12 protein-coding genes and 1 other annotated feature are annotated in these 23,785 nt (G+C 42.9%); all 12 genes read left to right on the forward strand.

What is annotated here, in order from left to right:
• Nucleotides 1-37 precede the first annotated feature (37 nt).
• The 12 genes from HMPREF9243_RS03620 (at nt 38) to gtfB (ending at nt 23,781) form a co-directional block, all read left to right on the forward strand.
• The gene (locus HMPREF9243_RS03620) at nt 38-370 is read left to right on the forward strand and encodes an LPXTG cell wall anchor domain-containing protein (protein ID WP_013669900.1); all 333 of its coding nucleotides are present in this window, start codon (nt 38-40) and stop codon (nt 368-370) included.
• A gap of 31 nt (nt 371-401) precedes the next feature.
• Nucleotides 402-664: a binding site (T-box leader), on the forward strand.
• 54 nt (nt 665-718) lie between these two features.
• A complete protein-coding gene (locus HMPREF9243_RS03625; protein ID WP_013668957.1) occupies nt 719-1,558 on the forward strand; it encodes a MetQ/NlpA family ABC transporter substrate-binding protein in 840 nt (279 codons plus the stop codon).
• 60 nt (nt 1,559-1,618) lie between these two features.
• Nucleotides 1,619-2,833, forward strand: a complete 1,215-nt coding sequence (locus tag HMPREF9243_RS03630) for a M20 family metallopeptidase (protein ID WP_013669845.1) — start codon at nt 1,619-1,621, stop codon at nt 2,831-2,833.
• 381 nt (nt 2,834-3,214) lie between these two features.
• Nucleotides 3,215-13,054: an accessory Sec-dependent serine-rich glycoprotein adhesin gene (locus tag HMPREF9243_RS09810; RefSeq protein WP_013668717.1), complete on the forward strand. Its 9,840-nt coding sequence runs from the start codon at nt 3,215-3,217 to the stop codon at nt 13,052-13,054.
• A gap of 238 nt (nt 13,055-13,292) precedes the next feature.
• A complete protein-coding gene (locus HMPREF9243_RS03645; RefSeq protein ID WP_041705950.1) occupies nt 13,293-13,583 on the forward strand; it encodes a hypothetical protein in 291 nt (96 codons plus the stop codon).
• Between the two features lie 8 nt (nt 13,584-13,591).
• Nucleotides 13,592-14,548 carry a hypothetical protein gene (locus HMPREF9243_RS03650; protein ID WP_081456616.1) on the forward strand — a complete coding sequence of 319 codons (957 nt, stop codon included), beginning with the start codon at nt 13,592-13,594 and terminating at the stop codon, nt 14,546-14,548.
• A gap of 18 nt (nt 14,549-14,566) precedes the next feature.
• Nucleotides 14,567-16,075: an accessory Sec system protein Asp1 gene (gene asp1, locus HMPREF9243_RS03655; RefSeq protein ID WP_013669864.1), complete on the forward strand. Its 1,509-nt coding sequence runs from the start codon at nt 14,567-14,569 to the stop codon at nt 16,073-16,075.
• Nucleotides 16,072-17,610, forward strand: a complete 1,539-nt coding sequence (asp2, locus tag HMPREF9243_RS03660) for an accessory Sec system protein Asp2 (RefSeq protein ID WP_013668909.1) — start codon at nt 16,072-16,074, stop codon at nt 17,608-17,610. Before asp1 ends, asp2 begins: the two co-directional genes overlap by 4 nt.
• Nucleotides 17,601-18,563, forward strand: coding sequence for an accessory Sec system protein Asp3 (gene asp3, locus HMPREF9243_RS09815; protein ID WP_013668767.1), 963 nt, complete (start codon nt 17,601-17,603; stop codon nt 18,561-18,563). The genes asp2 and asp3 overlap by 10 nt, the downstream gene beginning before the upstream one ends.
• A complete protein-coding gene (secA2, locus tag HMPREF9243_RS03670) occupies nt 18,550-20,922 on the forward strand; it encodes an accessory Sec system translocase SecA2 (protein WP_013669954.1) in 2,373 nt (790 codons plus the stop codon). Before asp3 ends, secA2 begins: the two co-directional genes overlap by 14 nt.
• Before the next feature lie 16 nt (nt 20,923-20,938).
• A complete protein-coding gene (gene gtfA / locus HMPREF9243_RS03675) occupies nt 20,939-22,450 on the forward strand; it encodes an accessory Sec system glycosyltransferase GtfA (protein WP_013669340.1) in 1,512 nt (503 codons plus the stop codon).
• Nucleotides 22,447-23,781 carry an accessory Sec system glycosylation chaperone GtfB gene (gene gtfB / locus HMPREF9243_RS03680; RefSeq protein ID WP_013668645.1) on the forward strand — a complete coding sequence of 445 codons (1,335 nt, stop codon included), beginning with the start codon at nt 22,447-22,449 and terminating at the stop codon, nt 23,779-23,781. The genes gtfA and gtfB overlap by 4 nt, the downstream gene beginning before the upstream one ends.
• Nucleotides 23,782-23,785: the final 4 nt, after the last annotated feature.

Genomic DNA, 23,785 nt, shown 5'->3' on the forward strand with positions numbered 1-23,785 from the left:
ATAATAGGCATAGGAAATTAGAGAAAGGAAGATTCTTATGCAAAAAGATTTCAATCGGACAAAAGCATTTCTAGCGAATGTCTTCACAGCAGTGGTCTTTTTCTTCTTAGCTGGGGGAAGCCAGGTAGAAGCAGCGACTTATTACAGCCAAAGCCTGCCGCAAACTGGGGCCCAAGTGACCAGAACTGCCCTAATCGTTGGGGTTATCTTACTACTTGTGGGCGGATTTTTCTTCTTCCGCAACCGGAAAAACAAAAATAGCTACACCAGTCTAGTCCACAGTTCTATTGAAGAGGTATCGGTAAAAACGAACACTAGTGATGATAAACCGGTATCAGCCGAACACTTGCGAAATCTTGAGCTCTGGTGATAGACTAAGGGCATAGTTAATTAAGCATAAGACACACCCATTGATAGGGAGAGTAAGTGTTAAACACTTTGAAGAGAGGTTCCGTTTGGTGAGAGGAACCAAGTGAAAGGCGCTGAAGATGGCCTTTGAGGGTATCTTGTCAATAAGTAGACAAGGTCGGCTGGGCTCGGTCGATAGAAAGAGCGCTAGTCTAGGCATTATCGCCTATGGCTAGGTCGAGGGAGTAGCTACTACTATACTTATTAACAGTAGTACTCTGAACAAAAGGTGGTAACACGATGCGTCGTCCTTTACTATTCAAGTGAATAGTAGGGGGCTTTTTTATGGAAAATATTAGGAGGTTTTATCATGAAGAAATGGCAAAAAGCATTAGTAACCAGCGCAGTAAGTCTCTTCGCCTTGGCCGGTTGCGGAGCCAATAGTAGCGGCGAGGGTGATGCTAATAAGGAAACCACAGTCAAACTCGGTGTGGTTGGGGATGACACCCGTGACTGGGATACCGTCCAAGAACGTCTCAAGGATGAAGGGATCGATCTTGAATACGTTAAATTCTCTGACTATAACCAACCTAACAAGGCCTTAGAAGAGGGGGAAATCGACCTCAATGCCTTCCAACACCAAGTTTTCTTAGATAAATTCAATGAACAATTCGGCACTGATTTAGTATCGATTGGAAACACCGTCGTGGCGCCCCTAGGGATCTACTCTCATAAGATTAAGGACCTGTCGGAATTACAGGACGGAGCCACCGTTTCCATTCCTAATGACGTGACCAATGGGGGACGGGCCATTATCCTCTTGGAATCTGCTGGCCTTATTGAGGTTGATGACGCAGCTGGAATAACCCCAACGGTAGATGACATTACTTCCAATCCTAAAAACCTAAAGATTGAAGAAATGGATGCTGCTCAAACCCCACGGACCTTAAATGATGTGGATATTGCCTTAATCAATAGTGGTTATGCAGTGGATGCCGGTTTAGAACCCCAAGACGCTATCTTCAGTGAACCAGTCGATGAACGGTCTAAACCTTATGTCAACATCGTGGTTGCTCGCCAAGAAGATAAGGACAACCCTACCTATAAGAAGATTATCGATACCTACCAAACCGATGAAACCGAACAGGTCATTAAGGAAAAATCTAATGGCGCTAACGTTGCCGCTTGGGAACTATTTGGCCGCAACTAGGTCCTTGGCTAGGAATTAGACCGAGCAAGTGAGTCAGAAAATAGAGAGGAAGCATGTGAAATGAGTACAAGTGATAAAAAGGCGCTCCAAGAAAGCATTAAGAATTATGTCAAGGAAAACTTAGTCACTTACCAAGACAACGCCCTAAAAATCCACGCTAACCCCGAAACCAGTAACCATGAATACTATGCCCAAGAAATTTTAACCGACCAGCTGGAAAAAGAAGGCTTCACTGTGAAAAAAGATGTCGCCGGTCATCCCACCGGTTTTGATGCCCGCTATCAAAGTGAAAATGAAGGTCCCACCCTGGTTTACTTGGCTGAATTTGACGCCTTGCCGGATATAGGTCACGGCTGTGGTCACAATCTCTTTGGTAATTATTCCATTCTGGCAGCAGCGGCCCTAAAACAAGTGATTGATCAGGTAGGTGGCGAAATCCGTGTCTACGGGACTCCTGGTGAAGAAGGGGGCGAAAATGGCTCAGCTAAGGAGAGCTTTGTCCGTGAAGGCTTCTTGGATGATGTTGACGCAGCCCTCTGTGTCCACCCTGGAGGGGAAACCAGCCCCAGTGGCCACCTCTATGCCAATGACCCTGTCGATATTGAGTTCTTTGGCAAGTCGGCCCATGCGACGGCTAACCCAGAAGACGGGATTTCAGCCTTAGAACCGCTCATTCTCACCTTCAATGGGATCGATGCCTTGCGTCTCCACCTCCATGATGACGTCAGCATCCACGGGGTGATTCTCGATGGTGGTAAAGCGGCCAATGTGATTCCTGATTATTGCCGGGGACGTTTCTATATTCGTGCCTATAACCGCCACACCCTGGATCAAGTTAGGGAGAAGGTCAAGAAAATTGCTGAAGGAGCTGCCCATGCCACAGGTGCTGAATTGAAATTTGGTCTCTTCCAAAACAAGGTCGATGATATGATTATTACCCCATCCTTTGACGAAGTCTTCTTCAGCCATGCCGAGGAAGTTGGCCTAGACCTGGATTCGGTCAAAGAAGCCGATAGCCAAGCCCACGGGTCCTCTGATGTAGGCAATATTTCCTATGTGGTGCCCACTATCCAACCCTTCTTAGCCATTTCGGAAGAACCGGTGCCTGGTCACTCAACAGAATTAGTAGCAGCAGCCAAGTCAGCTAAGGGTCTGGACTCCATCCGGATAGCTGCCAGCTTATTAGCCTTAACTGGCTTGGATCTGATTCTCGATCCAGACAAATTAGCCCAAATTAAAGCTGACCACCAAGCCGCCCTAGCTAAAGGGAATTAGGCTAGTCGACACTACAAATAAGTTAACACTAAATAAAAAGCGATCTACTAAGGCCTTACCTTTAGGGTAAGGCTTTTTTTCGTGAAAGGCAATGTTGGCTTTTGTTACAGGAATAGGCAAAAGAATAATACTTGATTGCTTATTCTGTTTGTGGTCAGCAATTACCATTTCAGGCGTATAAAAACAATATTTTGGAATAATGTACTTTTTAATGAAATATAATATATTAAACGATATAAAACCTTAAATTTGCTTTATTTTTTAAAAAATATGAGATAATCCTAACTAAATAATGTACCTTGAGGCCTTATATCCTCAGGATTTTTGTTATATTTTTTTGCCTAACTATGTCTATTAATCGTTATTAAGAAGGAGTTGCTTATGAGAAAATTTAGGCATGGGGATTATCTAGAAACCGAACGTAAAACAAGAGTGAAGATGTATAAAGCCGGAAAGTCCTGGGTCAAATCCTGTCTTTCACAATTTGGTTTACTACGTTTCTTCGGTAAGTCACCCGTAATAGAACATATTGAATCCTCCCAAGTTGAAGAAAATGCTTCAACAGATAAAAAGGAGTATTTGTTTAAAGGATTAACTGCTTTAGGGGCCTTAGCAGGTGGGGCAGCCTTGACCACACCACAAGTTAACGCGGATGAATTACCTAAAGAGAAAGTCCTCGAAAAAGAAACCTTAGTCAATACGGATTCAGCAGCCTTAAAAGCAGCAGAATCAACCACTGAAAGCGTCCAAGAAAGCGAATTAACGCAGGAAGCTTCAGAACACATTGACCAAAGTGCATCCGCTTCAATTAGTGCCAGTGAATCGGCGTCCATTAGCGAATCCATTTCTATCAGTGAATCTGAATCCCTCAGCGTTTCTGAGTCTCAGTCTGCCTCCGAATCATCCTCTGTATCGAGTTCAGAATCAGCTTCCACCAGCGTCTCTGAGTCAGCTTCCACCAGTGCTAGTGAATCTGAATCGGATACCAGTCAAGGTTCTGAAAGTGTTGCTGACCATGAAGGTAAGGTAGCTGACGATGAATCTGCTTCTCGCAGCCAAAACGCTCCACGAGTAGCTAATGAAAATAAAGCAGCTATTGAAAATGTTCCAGCTGTTCAAAATGATGGTGGTCTAAGAAGTGCTACTTCTTCTGAAAACACTTATGAAGTGAACGGCGTCGACCTACCAGAGGTTCCAGTAAACAATTTTGTGGCTAGAACCACCAGTGATGCCGCTGAATTAGCTGGTGCAGGTAGCTTAAACCAAGGTAAAACAAAAGCCGAAGTTGACCGTCAAGCAAGCGATTTACAAACAGGCCTAGAACGTTCGACCACTCAAGAAGATGACCGTAGTAAAACCGGTTACTATGCGGCTGTAAGCCATCTCTCCGGCAACAAGGCCCAGGTCAAGGAAGACCTAGAGAAAGCCTTAGCTCATAACGATGGGGCAGCTAGCGACTTAGCTTCCTACAAGTCTCGAATTGACGCTGCCAACACCATTGAAGAAATTGGCGCTGTTGTAGCAGAGGCCCAGGCCAAGTACCCTAACAGTCAGCTAGCTCCAGAAGAAAGTGCTGAAGAAAGAGCGCAAAAAGAAGCTCAACTCAATTCAGCGAAGTCATCTGCTAAGACCAGTGCCCAAGCAATCTTAGACGCACGGGCTCAGGCCAATAACTCTCAAGCAACCGATGCAGATCCAGCCCATGTGGCAGCTGTACAAGCTAAGATTGATGCTGCTCAATCGACAGCTGAAGTTGATAAGATTATTACTGACTTAAATGATTCAGCAAGCGCGGATACTATTTTAGTTCCTAAGACTGATCGGGATGGGAGAAGATACTTCGAAGATATCGATACGGGTAAGAAGTATTATCTAGAACCTAACTGGAATGAAGACTCCATCAAGGGTCAGAACTCAACTCGTTGGGAATTGGAACCAGGTCAACAGCTTAGAGTCATTAATAACCCTTCAGAGCCTTTGAGCGTCCAACAGTTGAAGTACAAGGGCTTCCATGAGACAGCCGATGGCGACCAAGTTATCGATATGATGTACACCTTTACTCCTAGGTCAGCCTATGTTTGGAATCGCCTAAACTTAAGAATTTCCGATGACCTCCAAAAACGGATTGATTGGACCAAGTCCTATTATGAGGACCGGAATGGGAATGTTTATCGTTTTATCAATGGTAGCCAGGCTAATGATAAAATTATAGTCTTGAATCGCCTTGATAAAGGGACTGAAACAAAACGGTCACCAATCCGTCTTTACCTGCGTGACAATGTAACGAGAGAAGAATTGGATACGATTGATACGACTATCCAGTCTCGTCTCTTAGACGCTAATGGGAATGTCTATACTAAGTACATGGGTGGTACTAATGATTCCAATATGAGTTTAACCGGCTATGGTTCTTATACCCAGTCTGTCACCATACCTAAGACGACTTCGACTAATCTTAAGTCAGGGCTCAACCCTTACCTACAAGTTATTTCATCTGTTGACCAGGCACCAGACTTTGTTTCTAGTCAAAATACAGTTTCCTATAATCCATCTGAGAACAAACTCTATGTGGCGAGTCAGTTCCATAAGAAAGATACGGATAACCGAAATGAGAAACTCAACGGCCAATCCATTGCTTACCGTCTAGCCTTCGATAAAGAACTTTTAGATGTTTTGAAGGAAGATGACTATGGGTACATTGGTTATGTCGAACCTTCCGTTACATCAGGAATGAAGGGAGCGGTTAATCCAAATAATGTTAGAACCGGCTTTACCCGCAATCAAGTCAATGTGGTTGGTGATATGGCTTATGTGATCTATGCACCGAATGAATTTGACTATAATGATGAAACCGGTCAAATAATTTATGCTAATAAGGGTACCCAAGGCTTTATCGATAATATTTCGACGGAAATGTCAGGTCAACAATTTACTTTAACGACTTTAAATATCGATTCTGATAACCTGAAGAAGCTCTACCCAACCATTAATAACCAACAGCCTGAAATGACTGCAATCTCAGTGCATTCAGCGATGATCATCGAAAATGACCATGGCATCGACCGGGTTAAGATGACGACTGATCAGGAGGCTGTGGCTAGACAAGGGGATAAGATTGAAATCCGCTTCGCTAAACCAACTAACCATGGCGTCAAAAGATCTGATTTAATCGATGGGGAGATTCTCTATTGGGATGAGTCTGCGGCTAAGTTAGCCATGAAGGCAGGCGAAGCACCAATTATCGGTCATCTAGGGGTTTATCCAGCTTCTCGTGGGGCGAGAGGATCGGATGCCAGATATGACTTTGACGTCAATGCCAATAGTACTGTTTATACCTACACCTTACCTCATGATTTCAAGCTAGCGGCTGGGTCTGAGATTAGTCTCTACACTGGGGCTAACGGCAAATTGGTTGACAACAGCGGTGAAGTTTATATCAACGGCGTTAAGGTTGCTGAATTCGGACCAGACCAGGCAGAAACTTCTTATGCTCCAAGATTAATTATTGGAACAGAAGTTAATTCGTCAGCCCTACTCGATAGAACCCAATACATGCCTGTTGTTAAAGATATGTATGACTTCGACAAGGTCATTACGGGCTATACCTATGTTCCTAACCAATTGGTAGAAATCTCTTATATTGATGCGAATTCTGGCCAGACCCGTTATGTGCGGACTATGTCGGGGAACACAGCAGAACCTGGTGCAAGTTATACTGTTGAAGGTGACAAGACCTATCCAGAACCCGGCAAGGGCTTGTACAAGTTTGAATATGCAATCCCCGATACAGACCGCGTGGTGAAGGATTCACCAATTGTCGCAAGATCCTTTAATTACCAGTCAGCAAAAGATGCTGAAGAGAGAGCACTTGCTGAAGATGAAGAAGCTATCCAAACTTCTGTCGGTTCAGACGCTGTTATCGCTCGGGTCTTGATTCAAGTTACCTATGACCTCAACCAGCCTAACGGAACATCTGCTCGCCGCGTGATGACCTATGCTGCGCCAGCTGAAACGACAGATGCTGCCGGGAATACGACGGCCATTGAGAATTCCGACGTTCCTCGTAACGAAGACTTCTCCAATGAAGTGGGCTATACCAACAACGGTTTAGCAGGCAATATGGCCAATGATCCAACCTTGGAGGGTTATCGTTTCTTAGGTTGGAATACCGCTCAAGATGGGTCAGGAGACTTTGTTACACCTGAAACTGCCTTCCAAAACTCAACCACGGTCTATGCCCAATGGGAAAAAGTGTCCATGTCTGAAGAATTTGAGCCAGGCTATGACAACATTTCGGTTGAAGAAGGCCAAGCTGACACAGTCGCTGCACCAACCTTCATCAAGAACGGTCAAGTGGCCCATCCAGAAGTTAGCCAATTCACGACAAGCGTGGCAGGTGTTACCGTTAACGCTGACGGCTCAATCACTGTACCTGCAAGCTTCACTGAAGGTAAGGCTGGCCAAAAGGTTCAAATTCCAGTCACCATTACTTATGCGGATAATACAACAGATACCGCCAATGTCTATGTTGATGTGACACGCAAGCCAGAAAATGAGCTCTACGAACCAAGTGTGACACCAGTTGAGAAAGATTATGGTCAAGCTCCAACTCAAGATGAGATCAAGAACGCGGTAACTGTACCTGGTTACGAGGAAAACCCAGCTTATCCAGGCCAAACACCAACCGTAACAATTGATGATCCAAATGCTTTGCCAGATGGCAATACACCAGGAGACCATAAAGTTCCTGTGGCAGTGACTTATCCAGATGGGACAGAAGATAAGGAAACAGTTACTGTAACTGTTAAGCCTCAACCAGAAAATGATAAGTATCAACCAAGTGTTACACCAATCAACAAAGACTACGGTCACCCAACCTCTGAGGAAGAAATTAAGAATTCAGTAACGGTACCAGGTTATGAAGAAAATCCTGATTATCCAGGACAAACACCAACGGTAACAGTTGATGATCCAACGACCTTACCAGACGGCAATACACCAGGAGACCATACAGTTCCTGTAACAGTGACTTACCCAGATGGTACAGAGGACAAGGAAACAGTTACTGTAACTGTTAAGCCACAACCAGAAAACGATAAGTACCAACCGAGTGTTACACCAATCAATAAAGACTACGGTCAACCAACTACTGAGGATGAGATTAAGAATGCCATAACAGTTCCAGATTACGAAGAAAATCCATCCTACCCAGGCCAAACACCAACCGTAACGGTTGATAATCCAGGTGCTTTACCAGATGGAAATACACCAGGTGATCATGAGGTTCCTGTAACTGTAACTTATCCAGATGGCACAGAAGATAAGGAAACAGTTACTGTAACGGTTAAGCCACAACCAGAAAATGATAAGTATCAGCCAAGTGTTACACCAATCAATAAAGACTACGGTCAACCAATCACTGAGGATGAAATCATGAATGCGGTAACGGTTCCAGGCTTCGAGGAGAACCCATCTTACCCAGGTCAAACGCCAATGGTAACGATTGATGACCCAACGAGCTTACCAGATGGCAATACACCAGGTGATCATACTGTTCCTGTGACAGTGACTTATCCAGATGGTACAGAGGACAAGGAAACAGTTACTGTAACGGTTAAGCCTCAACCAGAAAATGATAAATACACTCCTGAAGTAGCTCCAGTTGAAAAAGACTATGGTCAAGCGCCAACTGAAGATGAAATCAAGGGTGCCGTAACAGTTCCAGGCTTCGAGGAGAACCCATCTTACCCAGGTCAAAGACCAACGGTAACAATTGATGATTCAAGTACTCTACCAGATGGCAATACACCAGGTGATTATACTGTTCCTGTGACAGTAACTTATCCAGATGGAACAGAAGATAAAGAAACAGTTACTGTAACAGTGAAACCACAGCCTGAAAACGATAAGTATCAACCAAGTGTAACTCCAGTAGAAAAAGACTACGGCCAAGCTCCGACTGAGGATGAAATTAAGGAAGCCGTAACAGTTCCAGCTTACGAAGAAAATTCTGATTATCCAGGTCAAACGCCAACGGTAACAATTGATGATCCAAGCACTTTACCAGATGGCAAGACTCCAGGCGTTCATGAGGTGCCAGTTACTGTTGAGTACCCAGATGGAACGAAGGATCCAGTGACGGTTAAGGTTGTTGTTAACAAATCAAATAAAGACACTTATCAACCAAGTTATCCTCAACCAACAGTTACAGCTGGTGAAACAAGCCCAACTGAGCTAACACCAAGCTTTACTGCTAATGTACCTAATGATCCAAATGATCCGACCGGTCCTTCTCACGAGGAACAAGGTGTTACTCCTCCAGCGGGAACTAAATTTAGCATTAATGTAGGAAATGGGGGTACAGGTTTTGCGACGGCAGATGGTGATCAAGCAACAATTGATCCAAATACTGGAGTAATCAGCTTTACACCAGGAAGCAACCATGCAAGTGAGACGCAAGTTAGCGTTCCAGTTAAAGTTACTTATCCTGATGGAACAAGTGATGAAGTTACAGCAACTGTAACCGTTAAAGCTCAACCAGAAAATGATAAGTACGAACCAAGCGTGACTCCAGTTGAAAAAGACTATGGTGAACCAGCCACTGAAAATGATGTGACAACAGCAGTAACAGTTCCTGGCTATGAAGAGAATCCAGCTTACCCAGGTCAAAGACCTACAGTAACAGTTGACGATCCAAGTACTTTGCCAGATGGCAATACGCCAGGTAACTATACTGTTCCAGTTACAGTGACATATCCAGATGGAACTAAGGACCAAGCTGACGTTACCGTGACAGTTAAGATGAAAGATAAGGCTGTTTATGATACCGCCTATCCAGCAGTTAATCATGCAGAATCTGGTCAAGGTTCGATCACGATCACCCCTACCATCTTCACTGAAGCTGAGATTCAGGACCCTGCTTATCCGAACGATCCATTGAAGACAGTTACTACTAAGAAGGCGATGTCCGATGTGCCAACTGGAACGACATTCGCTTTCCAAGATCCAAACACAGCAGGTGTCACAACTACTGAAGTGACTATGGCTAATGGTGATACAGCCTCAATTAATCCAATAACTGGGGAAATTACTTATACGCCAGCTGCTGGACATAAGGAAGATAGTGTTCAGACCTTACCGACTATCGTTACAAGCTATCCAACAGGTCAAGTAGATCATGATAATGTGACGGTAAAGGTTGAAAAAGACAATGATTCACTGGCTGAATCTGCTTCTAACGCAGAAAGCGAATCCGCACATAGCTTGTCTGAAGCGATGTCACAAGCAGCTTCAGCGAGTGCCTACAGCACATCAGTAACGGCTTCAGAATCTGCGCATAGTGCATCAGTTGCGACTTCAGAAGCGGTAAGCCAAGTAGCAAGCACCTCTGTGGCAGCAAGTGAATCCGCCCATAGCGCATCAGTAGCCACCTCAGAAGCAGTGAGCCAAGTGGCAAGCACGTCCGTAGCAGCGAGTCAATCGGCCCACAGCGCATCAGTTGCGACTTCAGAAGCGGTAAGCCAAGTGGCAAGCACCTCTGTGGCAGCAAGTGAATCTGCCCATAGTGCGTCAGTAGCAGCATCCGAATCTGCTCACAGTGGATCAGTGGCAGCAAGTCAATCGGCTCATAGCTTATCCGTGGCAATGTCCCAAGCAGCCTCAGCCAGCGCCTACAGTACTTCGGTAGCGAACAGTGAGTCTGCATACAGTGCATCAGTAGCCACCTCAGAAGCAGTGAGCCAAGTGGCAAGCACGTTCGTAGCTGCCTCAGAATCGGCACATAGCTTGTCCGAAGCAATGTCCCAAGCAGCCTCCGCAAGTGCCTACAGTACTTCAGTAGCGAACAGTGAGTCTGCGCACAGTGCGTCAGTTGCGACTTCAGAAGCGGTAAGCCAAGTGGCAAGCACCTCTGTGGCAGCAAGTGAATCTGCCCATACTGCGTCAGTAGCAGCATCCGAATCTGCTCACAGTGGATCAGTGGCAGCAAGTCAATCGGCTCATAGCTTATCCGAAGCAATGTCCCAAGCAGCCTCAGCCAGTGCCTACAGTACTTCGGTAGCGAACAGTGAATCTGCATACAGTGCATCAGTAGCGACTTCAGAAGCAGTAAGCCAAGTAGCAAGCACGTCCGTAGCTGCCTCCGAATCCACCCACAGCTTGTCCGAAGCGATGTCACAAGTGGCCTCCGCAAGTGCCTACAGTACTTCAGTAGCGAACAGTGAGTCTGCGCACAGTGCATCCGTGGCAACATCAGAAGCGGTGAGCCAAGTGGCAAGTACCTCAGTAGCAGCTTCTGAATCCGCCCATAGTGCATCGGTAGCGACTTCAGAAGCAGTGAGTCAAGTGGCAAGCACGTCCGTAGCTGCCTCCGAATCCACCCACAGCTTGTCCGAAGCGATGTCACAAGCGGCCTCCGCAAGTGCCTACAGTACATCAGTAGCAAACAGTGAGTCTGCCCACAGTGCTTCAGTAGCGACTTCAGAAGCAGTGAGTCAAGTGGCAAGCACGTCCGTAGCTGCCTCCGAATCCACCCATAGCTTGTCCGAAGCGATGTCACAAGCAGCCTCCGCAAGTGCCTACAGTACTTCAGTAGCGAACAGTGAATCTGCACACAGTGCGTCCGTAGCAGCGTCCGAATCCGCGAATAGCGCATCAATAGCCACTTCAGAAGCGGTAAGCCAAGTAGCAAGCACTTCAGTAGCAGCTTCCGAATCAGCCCACAGCGCATCAGCAGCCATATCAGAAGCAGTGAGCCAAGTGGCAAGTACCTCAGTAGCAGCTTCTGAATCCGCCCATAGTGCATCAGTAGCGACTTCAGAAGCAGTAAGCCAAGTAGCAAGCATGTCCGTAGCTGCCTCCGAATCTGCACATAGCTTGTCCGAAGCGATGTCCGAAGCAGCTTCAGCAAGTGCTTATAGTACTTCGGTAGCGAATAGTGAATCTGCTCACAGTGCATCAGTGGCAGCAAGTCAATCGGCTCATAGCCTGTCCGAAGCAATGTCCCAAGCAGCTTCAGCAAGTGCCTACAGTACTTCGGTAGCGAATAGTGAATCTGCTCACAGTGCACCAGTGGCAGCAAGTCAATCGGCTTATAGCCTGTCAGAAACAATGTCCCAAGCAGCTTCAGCAAGTGCCTACAGTACTTCGGTAGCGAATAGTGAATCTACCCACAGTGCGTCCGTAGCAGCGTCCGAATCCGCACATAGTGCATCAGTAGCCACTTCAGAAGCAGTAAGTCAAGTGGCAAGCACATCAATAGCGACATCACAAGTTGCAAGTGAATTGGCACATAGCTTATCTGAAGCGATGTCTCAAGCAGCATCAGCCAGCGCCTACAGTACGTCAGTAGCTCATAGCGAATCCACTCACAGTTTATCAGTGGCTATGTCTGAAACAATTAGTGAACATGTCTCACTATCTGAATTAGATTCTAGATCCGATTCACAGCTCGCATCACAATTGACCTCAACCAGTATTGAGCAATCAGCTACGATCTCTGAACAAAACTCTGTAATTGCAAGTCTCTTATCAGAAACTCAGAGCCAAGCCCCAACGTCTGAATCGGATTCTAGTTCTGAAGTTCATTCGCATGGGCCAGGCTGGATTGAGTCAGAGCTTCCAGAGTTCGATATTGAGAGCTTCTCTGCCTCATTATCTGCTTCAGAAAGTGAATCACTAGAAGCATCTATTAGTGCGTCTCAAAGTGAATCTGCATCAGTAAGCCTGAGCCAAACTGTATCAACTTCAGAATCAATCTCGCTGTCAGAGTCGGCTTCAATCAGTGCTAGTCAGTCAGCTTCACTAGACCATGTAGCACCAGATTCAGAAAGTGATTACCATTCTGGATCAGAGGACTCAACAGCATCAGAAGCAAGTTCATCTGAAGTCACTTCAACAAGAGATGAATTCTCTGAATCAGCTGGTGTAACACCACCTACAATAATTGATTCAAGCCATAGTGGATCTGCGATTGACAGTGTAGATTCCGCTTCAGCGTCAAGCTCTGCGTCTCAATCTGATCAAGCTTCATTAATCGCTAGTGATGAAAGAAGACCAAGCAAACAGAATGCTGTTGCAAAACCATCAGCTCACCGTCAACAATCGGTAGCAACTAATCAAGTTCTACCTAAGACGGGTGCCGTGTCACCATTATTGACTCCAGGACTGCTCTTTGTTTTCGCAGGTCTTGGTATTGTTTCGAAAAAACGCAAGGAAAAATAAGCCAGCTAAGTAAACTTTTGCCTAAAAGCTTAAAGAATTGCTAAGCTAACAGGTGGAAGGGGCTCTCTCCTCCGCCTGAATTTAATAAAACTGTCCTGTAATTAACACGAAACTATGAATAAACTCTAAATATTGTGTAACAGTATAGTATTGCGTTTAAGATAATAGGGCTTGGGAGATTTTTCTCCCAACCCTTTTATTTTTTATATAAAATAAAGAAGAAAGGAGAATCTTACTTGTGACCATGTCTTTGAAGCGAATTTTCAATTTAACATTATTTCAACAAAAAATATTATTTACAGCACTTATTCTATTCATTCTTGTCATTGGAAAAACGCTCCCTTTGCCACTTGTGGATCTTCAAGCTCTAATAGCCCAGAACCAGATGGATGACTTTCTGTCGGTTGCGCTTAGTGTAACTGGAGGGGATATGCAGGGTGCATCGCTATTTTCATTGGGAATAGGACCCTATATGTCAACGATGATTATTTGGCGCTTTGTTTCCATGTCTAAATGGTATAAAAATTAAAAGTTCCAATGAGAAAAGAAAACATCTATCGTAACGTTTTAACTCTTTTGATTGGTGCCATACAGGCTTTGAGTTTAGTGATGACCTTCCCTTTAATTAGAGAAAGTTCTTTACCAAGCTGGTTTATGCAGGTAGCCATTATTATTTTCTTATTGGGAGGAAGTTTTTTTCTTATTTGGTTAGGAAATAAAAATACTGAATTCGGAATAGGCGGTCCAACAGTAATTATCCTATCTAATATGCTTTTAAGAATTCCTCGTAACTTTTCTGCCCTAAAGACATATGTAAGGGGAGTACTTAGTAAAGAGGTAATTTATTTGTTAATTTTTACCGGACTCTTTGCAGTTTTTACAGCTTTGACTACTATCTTGATGGAGAAGGGTGAAAGAAGAATCCCTTTAAACCGTGTAATGATCAATAATGATTTTGCTGAGAAATCTTATCTTCCGATTAAGGTCAACCCAAGTGGGGGGATGGCAATCATGTATGCTGTGACTCTGACCGCTTTGCCGCGTTATATTTTGCAATTGATTTTAAACTTTAATCCAGGTGCTGATTGGGCGAGAAATTTACTGGCTAATTTGGGAATGACCCAGCCTCTAGGTGTTGGTATTTATCTAGTAATTATTATTTTCTTAAGTCTAGGTTTTGCCTTTGTAAATACTGACCCAGAAGAATTAGCTGAAAATTTACAAAAGTCAGGGGATTATATTAGCGGAGTGAATCCGGGTAACCCCACGGAAGACTATCTTAGAAATACGATTTTTAATATGGCTATTGTCGGAACCACTTATATGGTTTTTATTGTAGGACTACCAGCAGTTCTAGGCCTTATTTATCCTAAGTACGCCAGCACCTTAAGATTGTCTTCAAGTATATTGATCTTGTTCTCACTTAGTTTAGGAATATTAGAGGAGATAAAGGCTTTGCGTATTCGTGAAAAATACAAGGGAATATTTGAGTAAGGAGAGAGGAGGGGTAGAATGTATTATTTTGTGCCTTCTTGGTATGGAGAAAACCTGACATGGGACGAAGTAAGTCTGGCCTATGAGCAACTAGTTTTTGATGATAGTGTTAATCAGATGCGTATTTTTATGGAAGCTGGAGAGAGTGTACGATTACTTCTATTAAATTATATGCCTCATTTAAGAAATCAGCTGCATGATCAAGCCTTAGGCCAAGTTGATTTTTGGTCTGTTTTTGATGACATTCAAGGGTTTTCTGGAGCAGCTAGTCAAGCACTCTCGCTGGAGGATTTGCTTTGGCCAAGTCGTATCCAGTTTATGCCAACACCCTTTGCGATGTTAGCTTACCTAGACGGAGAACGTTATGCAGATATCTTCTATAGTTCACAAGGATGGATACATGACGTAGCCTATTATAGGAATGGACAGGTAATTAAACGTTTGGTTTTTGATGATAGGGGGTATCTGTCTAGCGCCTACCTTTATTCAAACAATCAAATCATTAAGCATGTCTTTTTCAACCTATCAGGGCAACACGTCTTAAGTCATGATTATCAAAGTGACCAAGTGAGTTTTTACCAAGCTGATGGCGTAAAGGAATATGACTCCATGACTGACTTTATAAGTGAGCGTGTTTCAGCTTATTTAGCTAATCATTTAGTGGAGAAGGACAGTGTTATTATTGCTAATAATAGCCAACATGACGACTTGTTAATACATGCTATTAGCAAGGGGAAGGTAGTGTATTCGATTTTTTCTAGTCGAGACTTTGACCTACATGCGCAATTATTAAAATCTGCTGACTTAATTGTCGTCGATAATGACGAAAATCGTGACTTACTACAGATAGAGTGGGGGATTAATCCACAAAGAATCCTTAACCTCACTCCCTTTGATACGCGTTTGCATTTAGGGCTGAGTCAGAGAGTTAAATCACTTAGAGTATTTTTTCAAATTGATGGAATAGATAAAGAGAAAATAAGAGATTATTTAGATTTGATGCTGAAGAAAATCAAAGCTGATCGACGTATTCACGTCATTTTAGCTGGTTTTCGTTTAACTTATGACAGAGAATTAGTTTTAAAAGGCCTGCTTCAGTCTTATGAAAACCTCGTTAATCCTAAGGAGGAAATAGTTGAGGATTTTCAGGATAAACTACCAGATAAAGACATAGAGCCCGCCTTTAGCTTAGTCAATTTGCAGACTGATAAAGATTTAATTCAAGAATTTCGGACAGTAAGATTAGTGGTTGACATGGCCCAGGAGCCTAATCTCTATACACAAATAGCTGCCATTAGTGCCGGAATACCACAAATAAATCAAAAAACTAGTTCTTACGTTGAGCACAAGAAGAATGGTTGGATTGCCAAAAATATCGTTCAATTAAGTCAAGGTCTTGATTACTATCTAACAGGCTTAAAGAATTGGAACGAAGCCTTAGTTTATGCAGTCGAAAAGATTAATCGTTACCATGGTAAGAAAATTGTGGATAGCTGGCAAGCTTATCTAGGAGGTGAGGGCCAATGACTCGGGTATTACAGCTAGGAACAAAGGACTGGTCACTAGGTGTAAACTTTCTCTGCGAGGTCGATTGGACATTCATTGACTTGAATAAACCCTATAACAGTTTAGAAGAAACAGAACTTGATGAAGAATCTAGCCCTTTTTCGCTTGTTCTTATAACAGAAGAAGTTCCTCCCGTATATGCTGACGATCTATTAGCTTATATGGAAGCCTATTGTGTTTTTATTGATAGGCGTTTTTATAGTTACTATCGTCAAAGCGCCTTTCGTTCTTGGTTTGAGCTTAAATTAGCAAAATTTGTTCATATTATGGATTCTGAATATTTTGTTGTGGAAATGACTAAACGCTATTTTGATGGAAACTATGGCGAGAGGATGAATATTAACTTAATTCAACTTCAGGACAAGTTTAAGGGAAATTATCGACTTGAGGGGCATAATGAATTAATTATTGATACTATCGCTGAGAGAGAGTGGACGCCTTTACTTTATTGGAAGAGAAATATTGTTGCTAGTAGTGATCGTTATTTAGATTTATGGTTGGAATATCAGACGACTAATTCTCTTGAAATTCGACTTCGGCTCTACTACACCCGCTTAGGTTCCATCAATGAGGTAGTTGAGATGTCTCTGCATACAGAAGAAGATCTGAAAGAAGCGATACTCTTAAACCCCCGAGAAGATAGTTATGTCACCTGCTGTTTAGAGGTCAGAGGGCAGGGGGGCTTGAGCTTAAGTGATTTACATGTAAGACATGCAAGGAATGGCTTTGGAGAATTTCTTCCTGGAGGAGAAATTATAAGAGATAAGAACCGCGAAGAACTGATTGTTTACTTTCATCCCGGTAATTTAAAACCACCTCTAAACGTATACTTTTCTGGTTACCGGACAGCAGAAGGCTTTGAGGGTTTTTGGATGATGAAGAACTTGGAACACCCCTTTATTCTGGTAGGAGACCCTAGATCAGAAGGTGGTGCCTTTTACCAGGTAAGTCAGGAGTTAGAGGGTAAATTATTAAATAAAATTAATGAATGTTTAGAAAATCTTGGGTTTAGCCAAGGGGAAATTATTTTTTCTGGCTTGTCGATGGGAACTACAGGAGCATGTTATTTTAGTAGTTTCTATAATCCGTATGCAGTTGTTATTGGTAAGCCCTTGCTTTCATTAGGAAACATGGCGAAAAAGCAACGCTTAGTTAGGCCAAACGATTTTCAAACTTCTCTGGATTTAGTGAATCGATTTGATCAAGGTAAACAAGAAGAAGCGATCAACTTTTTGAACCACAATATCATCGAACAGATGAGACAAGGGAACTATGAGGGAACAACCTTTGCGGTGACCTATATGAGAAACGATGATTATGATGATACTGCTTATTATAATCTTTTAGAGGTATTAAAAGATAAGCATACAAAAGTCATCAGCAAGAGCTTCTTAGGGCGCCATAATGATAATACGCCAGGGATTACTAATTGGTTCTTTAATCAATATAAGCGCTTATTGCAAGAGGCAGAGAGTAGGGATAGTACATGCAAGTAGGAAAATCAATTCGATGGGGCCAGATTAAAATAGAAGATTATGCCTATGGTTCACAAATAGTTTTGGAGAATCCTGACCATATCCATTTTAAAAATACCCTAATGCCTTCTGGTGAGAGAATTACTTCTTGGTCATCACGTAGTGTCTTTCAAACGACTAAAGATAGTGCCAAATTGCCCCTTTTAACACGGGGGGAATCTTATCAGCTGATCTTTCAAGGAAAAACGGTTCCTGAAGGCTCTATATTTTTTAAAATCTCTTTCTTTGACTACTACGGTGGGCCGATTGAAGAATACTATTTAAGGACTCCATCAGATTATTTCACTGTTCCTGATACTTATAATTATTATGAAATAGCTTTGCACCATGGAGGCTGCCTGTCTCTTGATTTTAACCAAATTATTTTAGTGCCCTATGTAAAAGAACAATCTATGGAAGTTGAAAAGTCCTATTGGATACATTCAAGAGCAAAAAGCAATTATCTGATCTTTGATGAATTAGGCAATGGTCCACAAGTATCTTCTTTATGGAAGTCTTCAAGTCAGTTTACTTATATGACTTCCACTTTGACAAATGGTCATCTCTACCTACGAGAGTCGGCTCATCAATTAATTGACCAAATTTTTAGCAATAATCCTCACTTAATCTTTGTTGGCTACGGTCCAATCAGCAATTTAGCTGCTCTTTATCATGCTGAAAGGCTGGGGGCTAGGGCATACATTACCGAGGATGTTTTGACTGAGAGTGCTTATACTGATTTGCAGGCAAGCCTAAATATAACGAGTCGCTTGAATCAAGGGATTATCACCTATCGCTACCTAGTCAAATCCCATGTTAAAGTATATGCACAAGGCTTAATCAAAGGTTCAGAGTGGGGAGCATCTTTGTTACTAGATTACAAGCCACAATTAGAGTATTTAATAAGTGAGAGTGAAAGCAATGCCGAAATTTAATTTAGATAAGGGCCGCCTGCGTCGGTTACGAAGGATATTAAATAAAGTAAACCAAGAAGCAGATGCCATGGATGACTTATCTGATGGTAAACTTCGCCAAAAAACTCAGGAATTTAAGGAACGCTACCAGGCTGGAGAGACTTTAGAAGAACTATTACCTGAAGCCTTTGCAGCCATCCGCGAAGCAGCTAAACGGGTCTTGGGGATGTATCCTTACGATGTCCAAGTTCTTGGTGGTATTGTTCTTCATGAAGGACATATTGCTGAGATGAAAACAGGTGAGGGAAAAACACTAACCGCAACCCTTCCCATCTATCTGAATGCTCTGACTGGCCGCGGAGTTATTTTGGTAACAGTGAATGACTACTTAAGTTGCAGGGATGCTGAAGAGATGGGACCACTCTACCGATTTATGGGCTTAACGATTGCTATGGGTGCTCCTGAAGATGAGGATGACTTAAGTGCAGATGATAAGAAGGCTATCTATGCAGCGGATATTGTCTATACCACCCATTCTAGCTTGGGTTTTGACTACCTGATTGAAAACTTAGCGGATTCTCGCGACCAGCAATATTTACGCGATTTCTATTATGTGATTATTGATGAAGTAGATTCTGTCTTGCTCGATAGTGCAACGAGTCCTTTAGTTATTGCTGGCTCACCCCGAGTCCAGTCGAATCTCTATGCTTTAGCTGATGCTTTTGTGGTGAGCTTAGATGAAAAAGAAGATTTCTATGTGACTGATGAAAAAGATGGGGTCTGGCTAACTAAAAAAGGCATTAAGCGAGCTGAGGATTATTTTCGATTAGAAAAATTTTATCATAAAGATAACCAAGAGTTGGTTAGGCATGTTAGTCTTGCCTTGCGAGCCCACTGCCTGTTTGAAAATGAGAAAGACTACGTTGTGCAAGATGATGAACTTGTCCTCTTAGATTCTACTGACGGCCGTTTACTTAAAGGAACTAGGCTTCAATCCGGACAACACCAGGCACTTGAAGCCAAGGAACACGTTCCACTAACGGCAAATAATCGATCAATGGCTTCTATTACTTATCAGAATTTGTTTAAATTATTTGATAAAATATCGGGGATGACAGGCACAGGTAAACCCGCTGAGGATGAGTTTATAGAAACTTATAATATGGAAGTTGTTTCTATTCCTACTAATAAACCAGTTATCCGTAAAGACTTGGCAGATAGCATTTATCGTAGTTTTCCAGAAAAGGTCTTTGCAGCTGTTCAATATATTAAGGAACGTCATGCTATTGGCCAACCTTTGCTTATTGCAACTGGTTCCGTTCAGTTATCCTCTTTATTTTCAGCTATTTTACTGAGAGAAGGCATTCCTCATAATGTCTTGAATGCCTATAATGCTGTCAAAGAAGCTGAGATGGTTAAAGAAGCTGGTCAACTGGGGGCCGTCACAGTAGCCACCGCTATGGCAGGGCGGGGGACTGATATAAAATTAGGGCCAGGTGTTGCTGAAATAGGAGGCTTGGCCGTGATTGGAACCGAACACATGACAAGTGAGCGTATCGATTTGCAATTGCGGGGTCGAGCTGGTCGTCAAGGGGATCCCGGTATGAGCAAATTTTTTGTTTCCTTAGAAGATGAATTAATCCATAAATGGGGACCTGAACATATTCGTTATTACTCGGATAATGATGAGGCGATTGATGAAGTTACCCCTTTATCAAATTTCCGTTACCAAAAGTATTTTGAGCAAGCCCAAGAAGCCAGTGATAGTAGCAGTGAAAGCTCACGCCAGCAAATCCTCCAAATGGACGAAGACATGCGTATTCAGCGTGAATTAATTTACCGTGACCGTAATAACCTTCTAGCTGGGGAAGGTTTAAAAGCAATTGATTTTGAGGCGATTGCCCAAGAAGTTTTTGAGTCTTTCACACAATCGCTAAATTCTGACCAGTCACGAACTTTTCAAAGTGAACGCTTTATCTATGATTATCTTTCCTATAATGTGAGTCCTGATTTAGAAAAGATTGATCATATGACAGATAAGCAAATTCAGGACTATTTGATGACGATATTTAAAAGTCAATTTCAAAACAAGAAAGGTCTATTTAGAAACAAGGCCTTATTTGAAGACTTTGTTCGCAAGTGTTTATTGAAGGCCATCGATTCTACTTGGATTGAACAGGTGGACTACCTCACTCAATTCAAGCAAGTCGTGATGAGCAGACGGTCAGCTCAGAGAAATCCGATTTATGAATACCAGCGTGAAGCCTATTGGTCCTATCAAGAAATGCGTAAACGTGTCTATTTTGAGATTGTACGTTACCTCTCTCTGAGTGAAGTGACTCTGTCAGATTCAGACCAGCCATTGGTACAATTTGCCTAGGGAAAAGGAGGAGCTTATGACAATTTATAATATTAATTTGGGTATTGGTTGGGCTTCAAGTGGAGTCGAATACTCCCAGATCTACCGGTCTAGAATTTTTGACCAGCTAGGAGAGACAGCTAAGTTTGTCTTTGTTGATCTTATTTTAAATGAAAATATTGCTCACTTTACGCAAAACATTGGTTTTAGGGATGAAGATATTATTTGGATGTATCTTTACTTCACAGATATTAAGATTCGAGCAACTTCTTATCGCTTAGCGGATGTGAAGGCCAGCCTGGCTCACGCCATTGAAGAGGAGAAGAAAGAGGGGGACCAAATTGTCCGACTCTACTATGACCAAGGCAAGCAGTATGCAACTTGTTACCTTGTTGAAGGAAGCGATGACTTAGTTAACCGAGTGGAATTTGTGGTTAATGGTTGCTTGGTGCGTAAGGATTACTATAACTATACTCGTTTTCTCTCGGAGTATTATGCGCCCCAAGATAATAAGGCAAAACTCTACCAGCGCCGCTATTTTAATGAAGATGGTTCTGTCGCTTATGAAGAGATTGTTGATGGCGACCATAGTGTTTTTAAGATGTCAGATGCTATCCTCTACAACAAAGAAGAGCTCTTTGCCTATTTTATTCAAAAATTAGACTTATCTGAAAAAGATATCGTTATCTTAGACCGGGCAACTGGTACAGGTCAAGCCGTTTTCCAATATGCTCCCCCAGCTAAGATTGGCGTTGTTATCCATGCAGAACACTTTAGTGAAGGGCCAACGACTAATGACTATATTCTCTGGAATAACTATTATGACTACCAGTTCATGCATAGTGAGGCGGTTGACTTCTTCATCGCTTCTACCCAGGCCCAAAAGGAAGTCTTAGACCAACAGTTTGCCCATTATTACGGTAAAGAAGCTAAGGTCTATGCTATTCCTGTGGGGAGTATCTCAGACTTAAAATATCCTCAGCCTGGCGAACGGCAAGTTTTCAGTCTGATGACGGCATCACGGTTAGCGGCTGAGAAACATGTAGATTGGCTTGTTGAAGCAGTAGCAAGGGCGAAAGCAGAAATTCCACAAATTACTTTTGATATTTATGGTAAGGGCACTAAAGAAACTAGTCTGAGGGAATTAATTAAAGAATTAGGGGCAGAGGACTATATTCAGCTTAAGGGCCACCAGGATCTTGCCCAGGTTTACCAAAAATATGATTTGTATTTTGCTGGATCGACGAGCGAGGGTTTTGGCCTGACACTACTAGAAGCTATTGCTGCTGGCCTACCCATTATTGGTTTTGAAGTGAATTATGGCAATGTCACCTTTGTTGAAGATGGCAGCAATGGCTATCTGGTTCCTTACCAGCCGGGCTGCTATGCGGAAGACTATATCGCGGCCTTAACAACTAAGCTACTTAAGTATTATCGCGAAGCTGACCGGCAAGCCATGCAGGAGGCTTCTTACCAGAGAGCTCAAGATTTCTTAGATGAGAAGATTATAGCTGCTTGGCGCAAGTTATTAGAGGAGGTACAGTCATGATTAATTTATTCGAAAATTATAATGAAGCAAGTCGCGACTTACACCATTCTTTAATACAGGCAGGGTACCAGTGGCCAACCATTGTTCTTAAGGATGAAGGATTCTTACCGCAGGAAGTTCAGAGCCCCTATCAATTCTTTATGGGAGAAGAGGATAAGTCAGCCAAGGCACTTTATTTTAATGAACTGCCTATGGATCCTTTTTGGGAAATATCTGGTGACAATAGTAAGGCCCAGGTCAAAGACTTAGGTCAGCTAAAAGCACAAATCTATTATGCAGACCCTAAGGAGCAGCGCTTAATCAATAAAGTCGATTGGTTGGATGAACAAGGACGGGTGGCTTTTGTTGATCTTTACAATCAATTTGGCCGTCACTTCAGCCGAATTGCTTTTGATATGGCTGGCGGTATGTCCATGCAGACCTACTATGATACCATGGGACGGGAGGTTATTGTTCATAACTTAGTGACCGCTGCTGTCAGTCTGGCCTATCAAGATAAGAATTATTTCTTTAAAGATTTAATTGACTTTTTCTGCTTTTATTTGAAGGCGAGTGGCCTAGACTTGTCGGAGTTATTGATGAATTCTCTAGGGCTGCCCTTTTTAGTTTCCCACCGTCTGAACTTAGAAGGAGAGGATATCTTGTTCTGGCAAGAACCCATCACAGATGAAATTCCTGGAAATATGCAGTTGATTTTCAATGGAGGAACTGGACGGGCTAAGCGGGTGATTACGGATGATCTGGGAAACTATGAACGCTTACACCAGTTGATGGACGCACAAGGCATTTCGTCTATTGATGATAAACTCGATCATTTAGGTTACATCTATCCCCTCGAACAGCCGATGAGTCCAGCAAATGAGGCACTCATTTTGACCAATACGGATCAAGTGGAGTCATTGGAATATATCGTTAAGATGCTTCCTGAATGGGAATTTCATGTGGGAGCCATTACCGAAATGTCGGATAAATTGATGAATCTTGACTCCTATGATAACCTCCACCTCTATCCCAATATTTCTAAGGACAGAGTGGCAGAACTATTTAAGAGGTGTAATTGTTATTTAGACATTAACTATAGTATTGAAATTTACAATGCTGTCCGCCAAGCCTTTAATCACAGTCAGATGATCCTAGGCTTTAACGAGACCCTTCACCAGCCTAGGTATATAGCGCCTGGCCATCGCTTTAGTGCTAAGCACTCAGTGAATCTAGTTGGTCTAATGCAGACCTTAGCTCAAGACCAGGAAGAACGGGATAGAGCTTTAGCGGTCCAACTTTCCTATGCTGGACAAACGACAGTGGCAGATTACCAGAGAGTGTTAGGTTAGAGAT

Source organism: Aerococcus sp. Group 1, assembly GCF_000193205.1.
GTDB lineage: Bacteria > Bacillota > Bacilli > Lactobacillales > Aerococcaceae > Aerococcus > Aerococcus urinae_A.

Bases quoted from the DNA above. Each gene is read 5' to 3' on its own strand.
- asp2 (WP_013668909.1), top strand. From the start codon at position 16,072: ATGACTCGGGTATTACAGCTAGGAACAAAGGACTGGTCACTAGGTGTA.
- HMPREF9243_RS03620 (WP_013669900.1), top strand. From the start codon at position 38: ATGCAAAAAGATTTCAATCGGACAAAAGCATTTCTAGCGAATGTCTTC.
- secA2 (WP_013669954.1), top strand. From the start codon at position 18,550: ATGCCGAAATTTAATTTAGATAAGGGCCGCCTGCGTCGGTTACGAAGG.
- HMPREF9243_RS09810 (WP_013668717.1), top strand. From the start codon at position 3,215: ATGAGAAAATTTAGGCATGGGGATTATCTAGAAACCGAACGTAAAACA.
- asp1 (WP_013669864.1), top strand. From the start codon at position 14,567: ATGTATTATTTTGTGCCTTCTTGGTATGGAGAAAACCTGACATGGGAC.
- HMPREF9243_RS03625 (WP_013668957.1), top strand. From the start codon at position 719: ATGAAGAAATGGCAAAAAGCATTAGTAACCAGCGCAGTAAGTCTCTTC.
- HMPREF9243_RS03630 (WP_013669845.1), top strand. From the start codon at position 1,619: ATGAGTACAAGTGATAAAAAGGCGCTCCAAGAAAGCATTAAGAATTAT.
- gtfA (WP_013669340.1), top strand. From the start codon at position 20,939: ATGACAATTTATAATATTAATTTGGGTATTGGTTGGGCTTCAAGTGGA.
- asp3 (WP_013668767.1), top strand. From the start codon at position 17,601: ATGCAAGTAGGAAAATCAATTCGATGGGGCCAGATTAAAATAGAAGAT.
- HMPREF9243_RS03650 (WP_081456616.1), top strand. From the start codon at position 13,592: ATGAGAAAAGAAAACATCTATCGTAACGTTTTAACTCTTTTGATTGGT.
- gtfB (WP_013668645.1), top strand. From the start codon at position 22,447: ATGATTAATTTATTCGAAAATTATAATGAAGCAAGTCGCGACTTACAC.